16 protein-coding genes are annotated in these 16,684 nt (G+C 59.2%); 7 read left to right on the forward strand and 9 right to left on the reverse strand.

Annotation, left to right across the window (positions count from 1 at the left end; genetic code table 11):
• Positions 1 to 286: 286 nt before the first annotated feature.
• The 5 genes from L4923_RS14555 to L4923_RS14575 all read left to right on the forward strand — a co-directional run bounded on the left by L4923_RS14555 (position 287) and on the right by L4923_RS14575 (position 6,838).
• Positions 287 to 1,645, forward strand: a complete 1,359-nt coding sequence (locus L4923_RS14555; protein ID WP_239366216.1) for an ABC transporter substrate-binding protein — start codon at positions 287 to 289, stop codon at positions 1,643 to 1,645.
• Between the two features lie 207 nt (positions 1,646 to 1,852).
• Positions 1,853 to 2,860 carry a carbohydrate ABC transporter permease gene (locus L4923_RS14560; protein ID WP_239366218.1) on the forward strand — a complete coding sequence of 336 codons (1,008 nt, stop codon included), beginning with the start codon at positions 1,853 to 1,855 and terminating at the stop codon, positions 2,858 to 2,860.
• Between the two features lies 1 nt (position 2,861).
• Positions 2,862 to 4,028 (forward strand): carbohydrate ABC transporter permease, encoded by a 1,167-nt coding sequence (locus L4923_RS14565; protein ID WP_239366220.1) that lies wholly within the window; start codon positions 2,862 to 2,864, stop codon positions 4,026 to 4,028.
• Positions 4,029 to 4,066: 38 nt separating this feature from the next.
• On the forward strand, positions 4,067 to 5,701 hold the full coding sequence (gene bglA / locus L4923_RS14570; RefSeq protein WP_239366271.1) for a beta-galactosidase BglA: 1,635 nt from the start codon (positions 4,067 to 4,069) through the stop codon (positions 5,699 to 5,701).
• A gap of 24 nt (positions 5,702 to 5,725) precedes the next feature.
• Entirely contained in the window at positions 5,726 to 6,838 is a 1,113-nt protein-coding gene (locus tag L4923_RS14575; protein WP_239366222.1) for an ABC transporter ATP-binding protein, read from the forward strand.
• A 93-nt stretch (positions 6,839 to 6,931) separates the two neighbouring features.
• On the opposite strand, the gene L4923_RS14580 is transcribed toward L4923_RS14575, so the two are convergent.
• The 5 genes from L4923_RS14580 to L4923_RS14600 form a co-directional block, all read right to left on the reverse strand.
• Positions 6,932 to 7,582, reverse strand: coding sequence for a dihydrofolate reductase family protein (locus tag L4923_RS14580; protein WP_239366224.1), 651 nt, complete (start codon positions 7,580 to 7,582; stop codon positions 6,932 to 6,934).
• A gap of 179 nt (positions 7,583 to 7,761) precedes the next feature.
• Complete coding sequence (locus L4923_RS14585; protein WP_239366226.1) at positions 7,762 to 8,010, reverse strand: DUF680 domain-containing protein; 249 nt, start codon at positions 8,008 to 8,010, stop codon at positions 7,762 to 7,764.
• A gap of 392 nt (positions 8,011 to 8,402) precedes the next feature.
• Positions 8,403 to 8,606: a DUF680 domain-containing protein gene (locus tag L4923_RS14590; protein WP_239366228.1), complete on the reverse strand. Its 204-nt coding sequence runs from the start codon at positions 8,604 to 8,606 to the stop codon at positions 8,403 to 8,405.
• A gap of 44 nt (positions 8,607 to 8,650) precedes the next feature.
• Entirely contained in the window at positions 8,651 to 8,863 is a 213-nt protein-coding gene (locus tag L4923_RS14595; protein ID WP_239366230.1) for a DUF680 domain-containing protein, read from the reverse strand.
• Positions 8,864 to 9,332: 469 nt separating this feature from the next.
• Positions 9,333 to 9,557 carry a DUF680 domain-containing protein gene (locus L4923_RS14600; protein ID WP_239366232.1) on the reverse strand — a complete coding sequence of 75 codons (225 nt, stop codon included), beginning with the start codon at positions 9,555 to 9,557 and terminating at the stop codon, positions 9,333 to 9,335.
• Between the two features lie 474 nt (positions 9,558 to 10,031).
• On the opposite strand from L4923_RS14600, the gene L4923_RS14605 reads away from it, so the two are divergent.
• Entirely contained in the window at positions 10,032 to 11,480 is a 1,449-nt protein-coding gene (locus tag L4923_RS14605) for an aldehyde dehydrogenase family protein (protein WP_239366235.1), read from the forward strand.
• Between the two features lie 116 nt (positions 11,481 to 11,596).
• Here the strand turns inward: L4923_RS14605 and L4923_RS14610 are convergent, their stop codons facing one another.
• The 3 genes from L4923_RS14610 to L4923_RS14620 form a co-directional block, all read right to left on the reverse strand.
• Positions 11,597 to 12,307 (reverse strand): MBL fold metallo-hydrolase, encoded by a 711-nt coding sequence (locus L4923_RS14610; RefSeq protein ID WP_239366238.1) that lies wholly within the window; start codon positions 12,305 to 12,307, stop codon positions 11,597 to 11,599.
• A 10-nt stretch (positions 12,308 to 12,317) separates the two neighbouring features.
• Positions 12,318 to 13,484, reverse strand: a complete 1,167-nt coding sequence (locus tag L4923_RS14615) for a diphosphate--fructose-6-phosphate 1-phosphotransferase (RefSeq protein WP_239366241.1) — start codon at positions 13,482 to 13,484, stop codon at positions 12,318 to 12,320.
• 121 nt (positions 13,485 to 13,605) lie between these two features.
• Entirely contained in the window at positions 13,606 to 14,403 is a 798-nt protein-coding gene (locus L4923_RS14620) for a L,D-transpeptidase (RefSeq protein WP_239366244.1), read from the reverse strand.
• Positions 14,404 to 14,861: 458 nt separating this feature from the next.
• Between L4923_RS14620 and L4923_RS14625 the strand changes: the two genes are divergently transcribed.
• Complete coding sequence (locus tag L4923_RS14625) at positions 14,862 to 15,485, forward strand: LysE family translocator (RefSeq protein WP_239366247.1); 624 nt, start codon at positions 14,862 to 14,864, stop codon at positions 15,483 to 15,485.
• Between the two features lie 45 nt (positions 15,486 to 15,530).
• Here the strand turns inward: L4923_RS14625 and L4923_RS14630 are convergent.
• Positions 15,531 to 16,684: autotransporter family protein (locus L4923_RS14630; protein WP_239366250.1), on the reverse strand; the 1,154-nt coding region annotated here is incomplete at its 5' end.

The following is a 16,684-nucleotide window of genomic DNA, read 5'->3' on the forward strand; positions in this document are numbered from 1 at the left end:
AGAACTACATTAGGTGCAAGTGATGCGACTTTGAAGCGAATTTGCTGCTGCAGCGCCGAAAAAGCATGCTGCGTTGCGATTTTCACGCCGTGTTTCATTCATTTAAATCGATTAATTAGGCCCGCCCTTGACTCTTTGCGAATTCGATGGCGAGATATGCGAAGCCAAAGCGCTTTGAATGCCGGTTTCGGAAGGTTGCAGACACTTCCGCGCTCGGGCACAGTCAGGTGATGTCGGCGGCGGAATGGAGGTTCCGCCGGTATCCGATCCAGAGGGAGGATTGCAGATGAAGAAGCTTTTGTTGCTGGGCACGGCGTTTGCTGCGCTGGCCCTGGCTGTGCCTGCACAGGCCGCCGATCTGAAGTTCAAGCCCGGCGAGGAGTCCAAATTCAACTGGGCCAATTACGAAGATTTGAAGAAAATGGATCTCAAGGGCGAGACCCTGACCGTCTTTGGCCCGTGGCGCGGTCCGGACGAGACGCAATTCCAATCGGTTTTGGATTATTTCCGTGAGGCGACCGGGGCGACCATCAATTATTCCTCCTCGGAAAATTACGAACAGCAGATCGTTATCGACACGCAGGCAGGCAGTCCGCCGAACATCGCCATTCTTCCGCAGCCGGGTCTCATCCAGGATCTCGCGTCGAAAGGCATGCTGACGCCGCTGGACGATGCCACTGCAGCCTATGTGAAGGACAATTACGGCGCGGGCCAGAGCTGGGTGGATCTCGGCACCTACAAGGACAAGGACGGCAACGCGAAATTCTTCGCGTATCCCTGGAAGCAGGACCTGAAATCGATGGTCTGGTATGTCCCGGAGAATTTCGAGGAGAACGACTACAAGGTTCCCGAGACCTGGGAAGACATGATGAAATTGTCTGACCAGATCATCGCCGACGGCGGGGTGCCATGGTGTATCGGCCTCGGCTCGGGCGGCGCCACCGGCTGGCCCGCGACCGACTGGGTCGAAGATATCATGTTGCGCACGGTCAAGCCCGACGTCTACGTCAAGTGGACCAAGAACGAGGTTCCGTTCACCGATCCGCAGGTCGTGAATGCGCTGAAGATCTTCAACGACATCGTGCAGAATCCAAAAATGGTCGATGGCGGTACCGCAGCGGTGGCAGCGACCGACTTCCGCGATTCACCCAAGGGCCTCTTCAGTGTGCCGCCGAAATGCTACATGCACCGCATGGCCTCGTTCATCCCGTCCTTCTTCCCGGAAGGCAAGAAACTCGGTGAGGATGCCGACTTCTTCTACCTGCCGCCGATGGCGTCCCACGCCGACCTCGGCAAGCCGGTGCTGGGCGCAGGCACTTTCGCGATGGTCACAAAAGACTCTAAAGCGGCACGCGCCTTCATCGAGTTCTTGAAGATGCCGCTGTCGCATGAAATCTGGATGGCGCAATCAGGCTTCCTGTCTGCTTTGAAGACGACGAAGCCGGAAGCCTATGCCAACGACATCCTGCGGCGCGAAGGCGAGGTACTGCTCAACGCCTCGACGTTCGGTTTCGACGGATCGGATCTTATGCCCGGCAAGATCGGCGCCGGTTCGTTCTGGACGGGCATGATCGACATGGTGGGCGGCAAGGCGCCTGATGCGGTCGCGGCCGATATCCAGAAAAGCTGGGACGGTATCAAGTAAGAAATCCAGGAATGCGGCCTCCCAAGGCATGCCGGTCCGGGCAAAGTGGCCCCGGATCGGCTTGGGGAACCCGGAGGCTTTTGGGGGAATTATCCGGACGGCGCCCGCTGCCGGGTTGGAGTCTGCCGTCAACTTCAGGTCCGAATGAAGCTCCATCGGAAGTTCATGGCAGTGCAGGCATAGATCCGTAGCGAGGGGAGGAAACCCATGGCGGCACAGATCTTTTCGGCCATTCTTGTCATTCTTATCGGCGTCGGCGGCTGTGTCGCTTATTTCTGGGGTGCGAACAAAGTCGTCGATCTCATCTTTCCTTCTCGCGGCGTCAGCGGACAGGCGGCTATCGACAATCTGCGCCGGCAGGGCCTGATCCGACCCTGGCTGTTCATCGGACCAGCGCTGATCCTTCTTGTCGTCTACCTCATCTATCCGGTCATCAGCACCGTCATCACCTCCTTCCAGGACAAGTCCGGCCACGGTTTCGTCGGGCTCGCGAACTACCAGTGGGCCTTCGGCGACGGGCAGTTCCGCAACTCGATTTTCAACAATCTGCTCTGGCTTCTGGTCGTCCCAGCCGCCTGTACGTTCCTCGGCCTGGTTATTGCCGTCCTCACCGACAAGATCTGGTGGGGCACCATCGCAAAATCTCTGATCTTCCTCCCGCTCGCCATCTCCTTTGTCGGCGCCAGCGTGATCTGGAAGTTCATCTACGAATATCGCGGCGAGGGGCAGGTGCAGATCGGCGCGCTCAACGCGCTTGTCCAGTGGCTCGGCGGCGATCCCCAGGTTTGGATCTCGATGCCGTTCTGGAACAACTTCTTCCTGATGGTCATCCTGATCTGGATCCAGACCGGCTTCGCCATGGTCATCCTGTCCTCGGCGTTGCGCGGCATCCCCGAGGAGACCATCGAGGCAGCCGTCATCGATGGCGCGAACCCTTTCCAGATATTCTGGAAGATCATGATCCCGCAGATATGGGGCACGATCATCGTGGTGTGGACGACCATCACAATCCTGGTGCTCAAGGTCTTCGACATCGTGCTGACCATGACCAACGGCCAGTGGAACAGCCAGGTGCTTGCCAATTTGATGTTCGACTGGATGTTCCGGGGCGGCGGCGACTTCGGCAAGGGAGCGACCATCGCGGTTATCATCATGATTGCCGTCCTGCCCATCATGATCTGGAACATCCGTCAGGCAAACCGGGAGGGCTTGTGAGATGGCGCACGCAAGCGGTAAATCTGCCGGCAGGTCTTCCTTCGGCAAATGGGCAGTCCACATTGCGGCTCTGCTTTTTGTGATCGTCTGGACGATCCCGACACTTGGCATTCTGGTCACATCCCTGCGTGACAAGGACCAGATCGTCGGCTCGGGCTGGTGGGCCTCCTTCTTCAGTTCCACGCAGGTGCAGCAGGTGCGCCTGGCCGGGCCCGACAAGCAGGTCGAGAAGGACGGCAAGTTCGTCATCGAGGGCAACGTCTTCGAAAATCCGGGCGGCACCCAGGTCTCGGCCTTTGGTGCGCGCGCGCAGGAGCCGACCAAGTTCGAGGTCGGCACCGTCGCCGACCTTGGTGATGGCGAGACACTGCAGATCAACGCCGATGGCAGCTATGTGCAGTCCTCCATCAAGAAATTCGAGGGATCGCGCGGCCAGCGCGTCTATTTTTCCTCGACCGTCCCGCCACGCTTCACCACCGAAAACTACGGCAACGTGCTCACTTCCGAGGGCGTCGGTCGTTCTTTCCTGAATTCGCTTACGGTGACCATTCCTGCCACGATCATACCGATCATGATCGCCGCCTTCGCCGCCTATGCCCTGGCCTGGATGCGGTTTCCGGGGCGGGCGCTGCTGATCGCCGTCATCATTGGTCTGTTGGTCGTGCCGTTGCAGATGGCGCTTATCCCGCTGCTTGAGATGTACAATGGTGTCGGCAACCTGTTCGGCGTTCCCTCCAAGACCTATCTCGGCATCTGGCTGGCGCATACCGGCTTCGGCCTGCCTTTCGCCATCTACCTGCTCAGGAGCTACATCGCCGGCCTTCCGCGCGAGATCATGGAGTCGGCCCGCATCGACGGCGCCAGCGATTTCGAGATCTTCATGAAGATCGTGTTGCCGCTGTCTTTCCCGGTGCTCGCATCCTTCGCCATCTTCCAGTTCCTGTGGGTATGGAACGATCTTCTGGTTGCGATGGTTTTCCTGGGGACCGGTGCCAACGAACTGGTGCTGACAGGCAAACTCAACGCTTTGCTAGGGTCGCGCGGCGGCGACTGGGATATCCTGACGACATCCGCTTTCATCACGATCATTCTGCCGCTGATCGTGTTCTTCTCATTGCAGCGCTACTTCGTGCGTGGCCTGCTGGCAGGTTCGGTCAAAGGAGGTTGATGGTGAAGGAGGCGATACATCGCAAGGCCGGGGCAGCGATGCCGTCGGTCGATCGCGACTGGTGGCGCGGGGCGGTGATCTATCAGATCTACCCGCGCTCCTATCAGGACACGAACGGCGACGGTATCGGCGATCTCAAGGGCATCACCTCCCGTCTTGGCTACATCGCTTCGCTCGGCGTCGATGCCATCTGGATATCCCCCTTCTTCAAGTCACCGATGAAGGACTTCGGCTACGACGTCAGCGATTATTGCGACGTCGATCCGATGTTCGGCTCGCTGGCGGATTTCGATGCGCTGGTGGCCGAGGCGCATCGTCTCGGCCTCAAGGTGATGATCGACGAAGTGCTGTCGCACACCGCCGACATTCATCCATGGTTCGCCGAAAGCCGCTCCAGCCGCAACAATCCGAAGGCCGACTGGTATGTCTGGGCCGACGCGCGGCCGGATGGCACGCCGCCCAACAACTGGCTGTCGATCTTCGGCGGCTCGGCCTGGCAGTGGGATACCCGCCGCCAGCAATATTACATGCACAATTTCCTCTCCGAGCAGCCGGACCTGAATTTCCACAATCGGCAGGTCCAGGACGCGCTGCTCGACATAACGCGTTTCTGGCTAGAGCGCGGTGTCGATGGTTTCCGTCTCGACACCATCAATTTTTACTTCCACAGCGAAGGTCTGGAAGACAATCCGGCACTGCCGCCGGAAGAACGCAACGACCAGACTGCGCCGTCCGTGAACCCTTACAACTACCAGGACCACATCTACGACAAGAGCCGGCCGGAAAATCTCGGCTTCCTCGAACGTTTCCGTGCGCTGCTGGACGAGTATCCCGCCGCTGCGGCCGTTGGCGAAGTGGGCGATTCCCAGCGCGGGCTGGAGGTCGTCGCCGCCTATACAGCCGGCGGCAAGCGTGTGCATATGTGTTACTCTTTCGATTTCCTGGCGCCCGAAAAGATCAGCGCGGCCAAAGTGCGAGCTGTGCTGGAAGCCTTCGATCGCGTTGCCAGCGATGGCTGGTCCTGCTGGGCTTTCTCCAACCACGACGTGGTGCGTCATGCCTCGCGCTGGGCTGCCAACGAAGCCGACCCGGTTGCCTATCTCAAGGTAGTTTCGGCGCTGCTTCTGTCGCTGCGTGGCTCTGCCTGCATCTATCAAGGCGAAGAACTCGGCCTGCGCGAAGCCAATCTCGCATTCGAAGATCTGCAGGACCCGTATGGCATTCGCTTCTGGCCGGAATTCAAGGGGCGTGACGGCTGCCGTACGCCGATGGTGTGGGAAGCGGCGTCGCCGAATGGCGGGTTCTCAGACGCCAAGCCATGGCTGCCGGTCCCGGGTGAACATCTGGCAAGGGCGGTTAATGTGCAGGAGGGCGACGACGCGTCGCTGCTTGAGCACTATCGGCGTTTCCTCGCCTTCCGCCGGGCCCATCCGGCGCTGGTGAAGGGCGATATCGAATTCATGCACGCGCAGGACGATATCGTCGTCTTTTCGCGGCAGGAGGGCAATGAGCGCATTGTCTGCGCCTTCAACCTTGGCAGCAGCATCACCGAGGTCGACCTCGGTGACGAGCCCGCCTTGCAACCTTTGCCAGGACATGGTTTTTCATCGCAGTCGGGGACCGGCAAGCTTCGTCTTGGCGGTTATGGAGCCTGGTTCGGGCGTCTCGCTTGAGCCGATAGAACAAGGGAGGAAACAATGGCCGAGCTGACCCTCAGGCAGGTGAAGAAGTCGTACGGCAACATCCACATTCTTCACGGTATCGATCTCGATATCACATCGGGCGAATTCATTGTGTTTGTCGGCCCATCCGGCTGCGGTAAGTCGACCCTGCTGCGCTCCATCGCCGGCCTCGAGGAAATCACTTCGGGCGATCTCAATATCGACGGCGAACGGGTGAATGATGTGCCGCCGTCGAAGCGCGGCATCGCTATGGTCTTCCAGTCCTATGCGCTCTATCCCCACATGACCGTCTACGACAACATGGCCTTCGGCATGAAGATCGCCGGCGAGAAAAAGGAAGAGATCGACCGACGCGTCAAACAGGCTGCCGAGATCCTGCAGCTTACCAAATATCTCGACCGCCTGCCCAAGGCGATGTCGGGCGGCCAGCGCCAGCGCGTTGCCATCGGCCGCGCCATCGTCCGCAATCCGAAAGTGTTCCTGTTCGACGAGCCGCTGTCGAACCTGGATGCCGCGCTGCGCGTCGCCACCCGCATCGAAATCGCCAAGCTGAAGGAATCGATGCCCAACACCACCATGATCTATGTCACCCACGACCAGGTCGAGGCGATGACGCTGGCAGATCGCATCGTTGTCTTGAAGGACGGGCATATCGAGCAGGTCGGCACGCCGATGGAGCTTTACAAGCGCCCAGGCAACCTGTTCGTGGCACAGTTCATAGGCTCGCCGGCCATGAACATATTGCCGGCGACGGTGGAAAAGTCCGGCACTTCGACCACGGTCAGCCATGTCGGCGGACGCAAGGCTTCGGTGCCGATCGCAACGCCAACCAGTGCGCAGGGTGCTGCAATCTCCTTCGGCGTGCGCCCGGAAGACCTCTCTATCGCCACAGGTGCGGATTATCTGTTCGAGGGCAAGGTCGACTACATCGAACAGCTCGGCGAAGTGCAATTGGTCTATATCGACATCGGTCGCGGCGACCAGCCGCTGACCGCCAAGCTGCCAGGCAATGTCGAGGTTCAGCGTGGCAGCAGCCTGAAGCTCACTGCCAGTGCCGAAGACTTGCACATCTTCGACGCCGACGGCCGGTCCTTCGCCCATTACGAAGCCGCAGCAAAGGCTGCTTAGAACCGGGCAGAAGAAAACTGTCTTGAAGGGCAGACAAACAAGAGGGCGCTCAGGGCCCTCTTGGCATTTTAGTCGCAGTAGAAGCAACTGGTGTCAGTCGTCTTGTCGCACGAGGGTCAGATGTACCGCTTTCTTCGTCGGTACCTGGTCGATGATGCGATAGCCAAGCGCTGCGAGGTCGATATCTGAAAACAGGTTCTCGCCGGAACCAAGCAGGAATGGTGCGACGGCCAGATGCAGATCATCAACCAGCCGTGCCTTGAGATACTGCTTCAGCGTTTCGACGCCACCGCCAACCCGGACATCCTTGCCCGCAGCGGCCTGTCTGGCTTGGGCAAGCGCATCCTCAATGCCGCCAGTGACGAAATAGAATGTCGTGCCGCCTTCCATGGTGATCGGTGCGCGGGCATGGTGGGTGAGGACGAAGACCGGCACATGATAGGGCGGGTTGTTACCCCACCAGCCCTTCCAGCTATCATCCGGCCAGGGGCCGCGCACCGGGCCGAACATATTGCGGCCAAGGATCCAGGCGCCAAGATTATCGAAACTGCGTGAGGCAAACTCCTCGTCGACATCCTTCAGCCCGCCTTCCTGGCCGAGCATTGTCTTGAATGTATGCGTTTCGAAAAACCACTCATGCAGCTTTTCACCGTTTTCGCCGAGCGGATTTTCGAGGCTCTGGTTCGGTCCAGCACCGTAACCGTCTTGCGAAATCGAGAATGCGCGAACCACCAGTTTGGACATCACCAGCTCCCATAGACCAATTGCGATTTGCAACTAGTTTATAAGATATCTGATTGCTTAATGCAACCGGTTTTGTAAGGAGCAGATCTTTACAGATCGGGGGCAGGGGGTGACGACGAATCTCTAAAACGAAAGCGGCGGGCAAGCCCGCCGCTTCGCTATTTGGAATAAGATTGCTGTCAGCGGTTGCCGAAGTGATCGGCCCGGTAGTCGATGGCAGTCTGACCGGCTTTGTCGGCAGAAGTCGAGTTGCCACCGTTCAGCCATTGCAGCGCAGCGCTGTGCGTAGCGATGGAGGCGGTGTGGCCTGTGTCGACGGTTGTGGCATGGGGGTTCGAGCCTGCGTAAGGATCGAAGTTGTCGCTACCTGCGAAAGCGGTGCCAGAGGCAACCAGAAGAGCAGCAGCAGTAAGGGCAAGGGTTTTCATTTTCAAACTCCAACGTTCGGGTTTTTCCGTCCGTCAGCGGCGTATTGCTTGGGAGGTAATCGCGTCGTTCGGACAAGACGGAAATGGAAATGGACGGCCAAAGGTTCCAATCACAAGAATGTTTTTTGCCGGCCCGGTTTACCTCTTGAAGTTTTTCGTGATCTACATAAGAGCTGGTGAAAATCGTTTGTTTTCAAATACATAGAAGAAGACAAAAACTTCCCTGCATATTTGGCGCGCCGAAGGCTCCTGAACGGACTGTCAAGCTGCGGTGAACACGGCTTGGATACACATTTCACGGAGTCGGAAAACTTGGCGTGTCGCGTAACAAAAAGCGGCGGGCAAGCCCACCGCTTTTTGAAGCTGGATGCCGGCCCGCGCCGGCGGTCAGATTAGCTGTTGCCGCCGAGGCGCGGAGCACCATCGGTAGTGGTCTTCACGGTCTCCTGCGAAGAAGCCGAACCGTTCTTGATCGAAGCGGTGTAGGAGCTGTCGACGTTCGAATAGGTGAAGTTCGAGCCGTAGTGATCGCTACCGGCGAAAGCCGAGCCAGCAGCAACCAGAAGGGCGGCGGCAATGAGAGCAATGGTCTTCATTTTCGTATCTCCAAAAATTCAGTGAGTTTGTTTATTGGTGATGATTAGCTGTTGCCACCCAGGCGCGGGGCGCCATCGGTGACCGGCTTCACAGTGGAAACGGCGTCATGCTTGGCCACATCGGACTTAACCGAGGCGGTGTAGGAGCTGTCGACGTTCGAATAGGTGAAGTTTGAGCCGTAGTGGTCGCTACCGTTGGCAAAAGCGGAACCGGCGGCAACGAGCAGGGCAGCAGCAGTAAGAGCAATGGTCTTCATTTTCGTACTCCAAATTTCTTTTTCCGTCCGTCAAGCGGCGTAGTGTCTTGGGAGGCAATCTCGTCGTTCGGACCACACAGAAATGGGAATGCCCTTCAAAAGGTTCCAATCACGAGAATGTTTAGCAGCCATGCAAAAATGGCTCTTGAAGTTTTATTTTGCTGACACAGCGACGTCATATAAGTCCTATTTTTCAATAGGTTAGATGAAGTCTGGTAGACTGGTATCAAAAAACATACTGAACCGTTGTTCAATACATCCTGAACGGATTGTCTCGGTTGGGTGAACGAAAAGGCCATTTTTCGCGTGAAAAAGTTGACGGGACGCCAAAGCCCAGTGCCTATGTTCGAGGCAAGAGGACCCCTGGCGGAAAAGCGATTTTGTTGGGAGGGGGGTTAAATAAAGAAAGCGGCGGGCAAGCCCACCGCTTTCTGCGCCGGCTATAGCCGACGAATGTCTTCAGCTGTGATTAGCTGTTGCCGCCGAGACGCGGAGCGCCTTCGGTAACCGGCTTCACGATGGTGTTGCTAGCATTGTGCGAGCCGCTGTTCACCGAAGCGGTGTAGCCGCTGTCGACCGTCGAACCGAGCGCCTGCGGGTTCGAGCCGGCGTAAGCGTCAAAGTTGTCACTGCCCGCGAAAGCCGAACCAGCGGCAACCAGAAGAGCAGCAGTAGCAAGAGCGATCTTTTTCATTTTCATACTCCGAATTTCAATGTCTGTCCGTCATGCGGCGTGTTCTTGGGAGGAATTCGCGTCGTTCGGACAGGGCTTATCTGGGAGCGCCCCAAACGAGTTTCCAATCACGAAAATGTGCCGATTGGACCATGAAAACAGTCCTTGAAACCGCGGATCTAAACTCTAAACCTTGGATTTGTCGTAATAATTACAAATAGATATGAATTCAGAAGTCTGGCTGATATGCAAAAGGATACTAGCCCGGCGTTCACAGCACCCTGCACACATCGTCAACGGATAGCCCTCGACGGCGCTCGAAATAAGGCGTGAAGCTTATCGATTTCTCTGGCCTCACGCGGGGTCTATGCTGAGGCTTGAGTTGCGCCACGTCACAAGTCTAGAACACTGCCGCAACGCTAAAAAACCATGTCGGTTTCACCGCCCGCGCTGACCGGGCCGGCTGTTAGAACAGTCGCGAACAGGGAGAATAGGATGCTGCGCAAGACGGATTTCTTCATTGACGGCAAGTGGGTCCCGCCTGTCACACCGAAGGAACTCGAAGTTATCAACCCGGCCGACGAGCAAGCCTTTGCCGTCATTTCGCTGGGTTCCGCCGCCGATGTCGACAAGGCAGTCGCCGCTGCGCGCCGTGCTTTTGAAAGCTGGAGCCGCACAAGCCGTGAGGAGCGCCTGGCAGCACTCGAGCGGCTGCTTGCTTCTTATAACAAGCGCATGAACGACATGGCCAAGGCCATTTCGGACGAGATGGGCGCACCGATCAAGCTGGCGTTGGAAGCCCAGGCCGCCTGCGGGGCCGGCCATATCAAGGCCTTCATCCGTACCTTGAAGGATTTTCATTTCGAAACGCCGCTCAGCGAGCGCAACAAGCAGGAGCATATCGTCTACGAGCCGATCGGGGTCTGTGGCCTCATCACGCCGTGGAACTGGCCAATGAACCAGGTGACGCTGAAGGTCGTGCCGGCGATCGCTGCCGGCTGCACTGTGGTGCTGAAGCCGTCGGAGATCGCACCGGTCTCATCGATCGTTTTCGCCGAAATGATGGAAGATGCCGGCTTCCCTGCCGGCGTATTCAACATGGTCAATGGCGATGGCCCGACCGTCGGCGAGGCGCTGTCGCGTCATCCAGGCATCGACATGATGTCGTTCACCGGTTCGACCCGCGCCGGCATTGCGGTGGCCAAATCTTCGGCGGATGGCATCAAGCGTGTCGCCCTGGAACTCGGCGGCAAGTCGCCCAACATCGTCTTTGCCGACTCCGACCTGCCGGATGCGATCGCGCGCGGTCTGGCGCATTGTTTCGAGAACACCGGCCAATCCTGCAACGCGCCGACCCGCATGCTGGTTGAGCGTCCTGTCTACGATCGGGCCGTGGGACTTGCCGCCGACTATGCGGCCACCGTCAAGGTCGGCAATCCGGCCGAAGACGGCGACCACATCGGCCCGCTCTCTTCCGAGGTGCAGTTCAACAAGGTGCAGAGCCTGATCGAGGCAGGCATCAAGGAAGGCGCACGCATTGTCGCGGGTGGTCTTGGCCGCCCGGAAGGCTTCAACCGCGGCTATTACGTACGCCCGACGGTTTTCGCCGACGTCAACAACGACATGACCATAGCGCGCGAGGAGATCTTCGGACCTGTGCTGGCGATGATCCCCTTCGATACGGAAGAGGACGCCATCGCCATCGCCAACGATACGCCCTATGGCCTGTCTGGTTACGTTCAGACCCAGGACAAGGCCAAAGCGCAGCGTGTTGCACGCCGCATTCGCGCCGGCATGGTGCAGATCAATGGCGCAAGTCGGCCTTATGGAAGTCCCTTCGGCGGCTACAAGGCCTCCGGTCTCGGCCGCGAGGGCGGCAAGTGGGGACTCGAGGATTTCCTTGAAGTCAAGGCGATCTCCGGCTGGGACGAGCAGGTCGGTTAACCGATTGGGTCGGTTGAGCCGGCGATCGGTAGCTATTTTACAAGAAGGCGCTGCTTTTGCGTGGCGCCTTTTTCTTTGCCGTGGCGCTTCATACCGGCATGCGGTTGGAAGTCGGCTTAGCCAATTCCCAGATAGCCTCGCGCAATCTCCTGCATACGATCGCGGTCGAAGCTCGGCCCGTGGCCGCCATGCCCCACGCTCACCGGCAACTCAAGCAACCGCTGCATGGTGTGGCGATAAATGTCTGGATCGGAATCGGGCAAATTATCGAGCAGAACATCGTCATAGATCGCATCGCCGCTGAAGAAGAGTCCGTCGCGCTCATCGAAAAGCGCGATGGAATCCGGCGAATGGCCAGGCAGATGCAGAACGGTGAAACGCCGGTCGCCGAGGTCGACGATGTCGCCTTCGGCGAGGATACGCGTCAGCGGCGCCGGTTCGATGCGATAGGCTTCGCGGCACCAGCCCGGGTAGGGCAGTCGCGAGACCGCGCCTTCGAGTCCGCGGAATTCCTCTGCATAGGTGGCGGCATCGCCCATACGGGCGAATTCAGCCGCACTTTGCCGAGGTCCTGCGCGCTCGGCGAACTCGTGCAGCGAACCAACATGGTCAAGATGGATGTGAGTGGCGACCACCAGCAGAGGTTTTCCCGATGGGGTATCGATCTCCGGCGCGAGCGGGCAAATGCCCATGCCGGTGTCGACCAGCAGGTCGACCTCGCGCCCTTTTAGATGCCAGATATTGGCGCTCATATAAGGATGTACAAAGGGTTCGGTGATCAGCGTCAGCGTGGGATCAAGCGCTTTCTTGCTGAACCAGCCCGTCATGTCGGCATCCTCACACGAATGGCTTGCCGACCTGATATTTCGCAGGCACCAGTCGACGCAAATACGCAAAGCCGGCTTCGGACAGATTGTTGGTGTCTTTCAGCATATAGTCATCCGGCATATGCCGCGTCTTGGCGGCGACGCTGCTCAACGGCACTTTCTTGAACACGGTTTTGCTGCCGTCATATTGCAACGCTACCGAACCGCCTCCTTCCGCCGCCACACCGATAGCGAAGGCACCGGCATCGAAGGCTTCCTGGGCGTCGACGGGGCTGACCGTGCCGATATATCCGCGCGGCATGTAGCCGAGCGCGTCGACACGGGCGCGTTTGCCGGGAAGCTTTTCTGCCAGCGCTTGTTCGAAAGCGCGGTTGAGGTCGCTGCCGGAGAGCTTCACATTGCCATGGGCGTCACGCTCGACCTTGTCGGAGCCGACGATGGTCTCGACCAGCGAGCGGCCGTCCGCGGTCGACACGCCTTCCGAGACGGCGACAATGCAGCGCTTGTGCTTGGCCATCGTGGCTTTGACATCGTCGATGAAGCGGTCCACCGAGAAGGCGCGTTCGGGCACATAGACAAGATGCGGTCCGCTGTCGCCGTCGAGCCGCCAGGCGGCGGACGCCGCAGTGAGAAAGCCGGCATGACGGCCCATGACGATGCCGACATAGATGCCGGGCAGGGCGCGGAAGTCGAGATCGACCGACAGAAAGGCGCCGGCGACGAACTCCGCCGCAGAGATGAAGCCAGGCGTATGGTCGTTCTCGACAAGGTCATTGTCGATGGTTTTCGGTGCATGCACGAACGCGATCTTGCCGCCGGCAGCATCGGTGAGGATTTGTTGGGTGCCGGAGGTATCATTGCCGCCGATATAGATGAAGGCATCCGCGCCAGCCTTCTGCAGTCCCTTCAGCACCAGGTCGCAATAAGCAGCGTCCGGCTTGTCACGGGTCGAACCCAGCGCGGCCGAAGGTGTTCGGCCGATCAGCCTGAGTTGGTCTTCGCGCATATCGGTCAGATCGACATAGTCGCCGTCGCGGATGCCACGCACGCCATAGCGGGAACCAAGCACGCGGGCACCGGGATGCTTCTTACGGACTTCGAGGACTGCACCGACCACTGTCTGATTGATAACGGCGGTAGGGCCACCACCCTGGGCGATGACGAAAGTTCCGGCCATGGTACGATCCTCCCCGAGTAGCGAATGGTGAATAGTGAGTAGGGAGTAGCGAATAGGCAATAGGCAGGAGAGCAGACCCCTCCAATAATTCCCTATTCGCTACTCACTGCTCGCTAATCACTCATGCCACCACAATCGGCACCTTGTTTGGCGCCGCCTTGACCCGATTGTAGAGGTCGATGACATCCTGATTGATCATGCGCACGCAGCCCGAGGAGGCCTGTGTGCCGATGGTCCACCATTCCGGCGAACCATGGACGCGATAGCCGGTGTCCTGATCGTCTTTGTAAATATAGTGCGCACGTGCTCCCAGCGGGTTCTCGAGACCGCCCGGCTGGCCGTTCGCCCATTTCACCAATTCGGGCTTGCGCGCGATCATTTCCTTGGGCGGGGTCCAGGTCGGCCATTCCTTGGTGTACTGGATCACTGCGCGGCCGCTCCATTCGAAGCCGGCTTTTCCGATGCCGACGCCGTAGCGGATCGCTTCGCCGCCTTCCTGAACCCAATAAAGATGACGCTCGTTGAGCCTGACCACGATCGTGCCCGGCGCTTCGCCGGTCGGGTCGACGACGATCTGGCGTCGGAATTCCGGCTTGACCTTCTGGAAGGGGATGGCCGGAATGACAAAGCCGTTGTCGGTCACCGAGGCATACATCGCGCTGTTGTCGGTGATGTTCCTGTCGACGCTGATCGGTGGAATAGGGCGGATAGAACCGGTCGATATGTCATCGACCGGCGGCATGCCACTCGATGGGGTGATCGGCCCGAGCGACGGAATGTCGAGGGTCTGTGAGCAGCCGGAGGCGCCTAGCAGGGTCATCATGCCGAGGCCGGAAAGCACGGCGCGGCGGGAGACGATGGTGTCGGATTCCGGGAAGGCAACGCCAGATGAAGGCGTCAGGTCTTGCGGCTTACGCATGCACACTTTACCCCATACGAACGGCCGGGATCACATGCCCGCCGGATACGCGTCATTTTCACGATTCATGGTTTAAAAAGAGTGAAACCCTTAAGAGGACTGCTTTTGAGGGCTCTAGCAGCATTGACCGCGCCCAAGCTGCCCTGCTTCTGGCGGTTCTCTCATCAAAATTCCCTGCTTCGGTCATAATGCCGGCACGGCTCGCGCCTATCCGTTCCAGCGATCCCTGAATGCTGATTTCGAACCTGGAACGGGCCTCCCATGCTGGACCGCAACGACCAATATGGCTCTGCCATTATAGGCGACCACGACCATCGCGTGCGTTGCCACGGCCGATACCCGATGCGGACCGAGCGGCGGGATCTGATGCCCGTCTGCGGTGTCAAACCCTGCTGCAAAAACCGCTTTACATCCGTCTGAAGGCAGGGATTTATCCTGTTCTTTGACAGGAGAGACCCATGTCCTTCGAGAACTGGGCGGCTTTCGCCGCCGCGTCTTCCATTCTTCTCATCATTCCAGGCCCAACCATCCTGCTCGTTGTCTCCTACGCATTGGGGCAGGGCTGGCGCACCGCATTGCCGATGGCGGTTGGCGTGGCGTTGGGCGACTTCACGGCTATGACGCTGTCGATGCTGGGCATCGGCGCGTTGCTGGCGGCCTCCGCCACCGTCTTTACGGTGCTGAAAGTGATCGGTGCCGCCTACCTCGTTTATCTCGGCATCCAGCTGTTTCGCGCCGGTGGCACGCTGGAGGCGACACCGCGGCACGATGCCGTGTCCGCGGCCAAAATGATGGCGCATGCTTGGCTGGTAACTGCGCTCAATCCGAAGAGCATCACCTTCTTCGTCGCGTTCCTGCCGCAGTTCATTGACCGCCATGGCAACTTTTGGACACAGATGGTGATTTTCGAGGCGACCTTCCTGACGCTCGCCTTCGCCAACGCCCTTGGTTATGCGCTGGTTGCCTCGCGGGCGCGCAACGTGGTGCGCAATCCCAAGGCAATCCGCATCTTCAACCGCACGGGTGGCACGCTTTTGGTTGGCGCAGGCATCGCCACCGTGGCGATACGATCAAGCAATTGAGGGCAATTGAGAAAGAGACGGGACCGATCATCGGCCCCGTCCGGCTCACCACTTTACGCTGAGACCGAGATTGCCTTCCCAAACCCGGCGTTTTTCGCCGCCGAGATTGGTCGTGTAGTCGGCCGTGGCAAATACGCTGAATGTTTCATTCAGTTTCGCCACCACGCCGCCGCCGACCTCCAGGGAGGTGCCTCCACGCTCGACATTGATCGGGTCGCCACCGAAATCCAAGCGGTCGGTGCCATCGAAATCGTGCCAGAGGTTGGCCTTGAGGTAAGGCTGCAGGACGGCCGTGCCCATCGGCATCGAGCCTTGCAGACGCAGGCCGAGGCGGCCGGTGACGCTGTCGTCATTGTCGAACGAGACGGTCGAGAATGTGTCCCTCTGCCCGTCCAGCGACAGATGCTGCCAGATCAACTGCGCCTGTGGCTCCAGCGTCCATTCCGATGAGAGCTGGATAGGATAGCCGCCTTCGAGTGACAGCGTGATGCCGGTTCCGTCGACATCGATGCCGGCGTCCCGGTTGGATGTCGCGTTGCCATTGAACCAGGTTCCCATGACGACCCCGTCCAGATACCAGCCGCCGGGTCCGATATGCGTCCAGTAGGCGCCCAGGCTGGTGGCGTTGAGATCCAGGTCGCCGACACTGAGATCGTTCCAGCCCAAGGCCTGGCCGCGAATGTCGCCGTCCATGCTGGCATGACCGATGAAAAGGCCGGCCCGGTTCTCATGGCCGGATGGTCCTTCCCAACCGATCAAGTCGGTGCCGACCTGGAAACCGAACAGATGGCCGTCGAAGGTCGGGGCAACTGTGCCGCCCCATTTCACCTCGGCATCCTGGCCGAAGACGCGGCCCCAGCTTCCCGGCAGCATGCCGACGCCGCCGAGCAGCACCTGCTCGCCGCGCCGTTCATGGAAGGTGCCGAGATTTGCGCTCATCAGATAATAGCCGGCAGGCGGCAGCACCGCATAAGTCGGCACCTCGATACGGTAGAGCGGCACGGCAGTTCCCATCACCCGCGTCGCGCCAGGTGACGGTGGCGGTACTGCGTCGCCGGTTGGCAGCGGCGGCGTCGTCGTTGGCACATCCGGTGGGGGTGGAGGCGGATCAGGTGGCGCGACCGCGGCCGGAGGCGGAGGTGCCTCGGGTTGCGCATCGGTCTCGTTGACAGGCGGAGCCGGGTCGACCGGATCGGGAT

It is taken from the genome of Terribium retamae, from assembly GCF_022347545.1.
GTDB lineage: Bacteria > Pseudomonadota > Alphaproteobacteria > Rhizobiales > Rhizobiaceae > Mesorhizobium > Mesorhizobium retamae.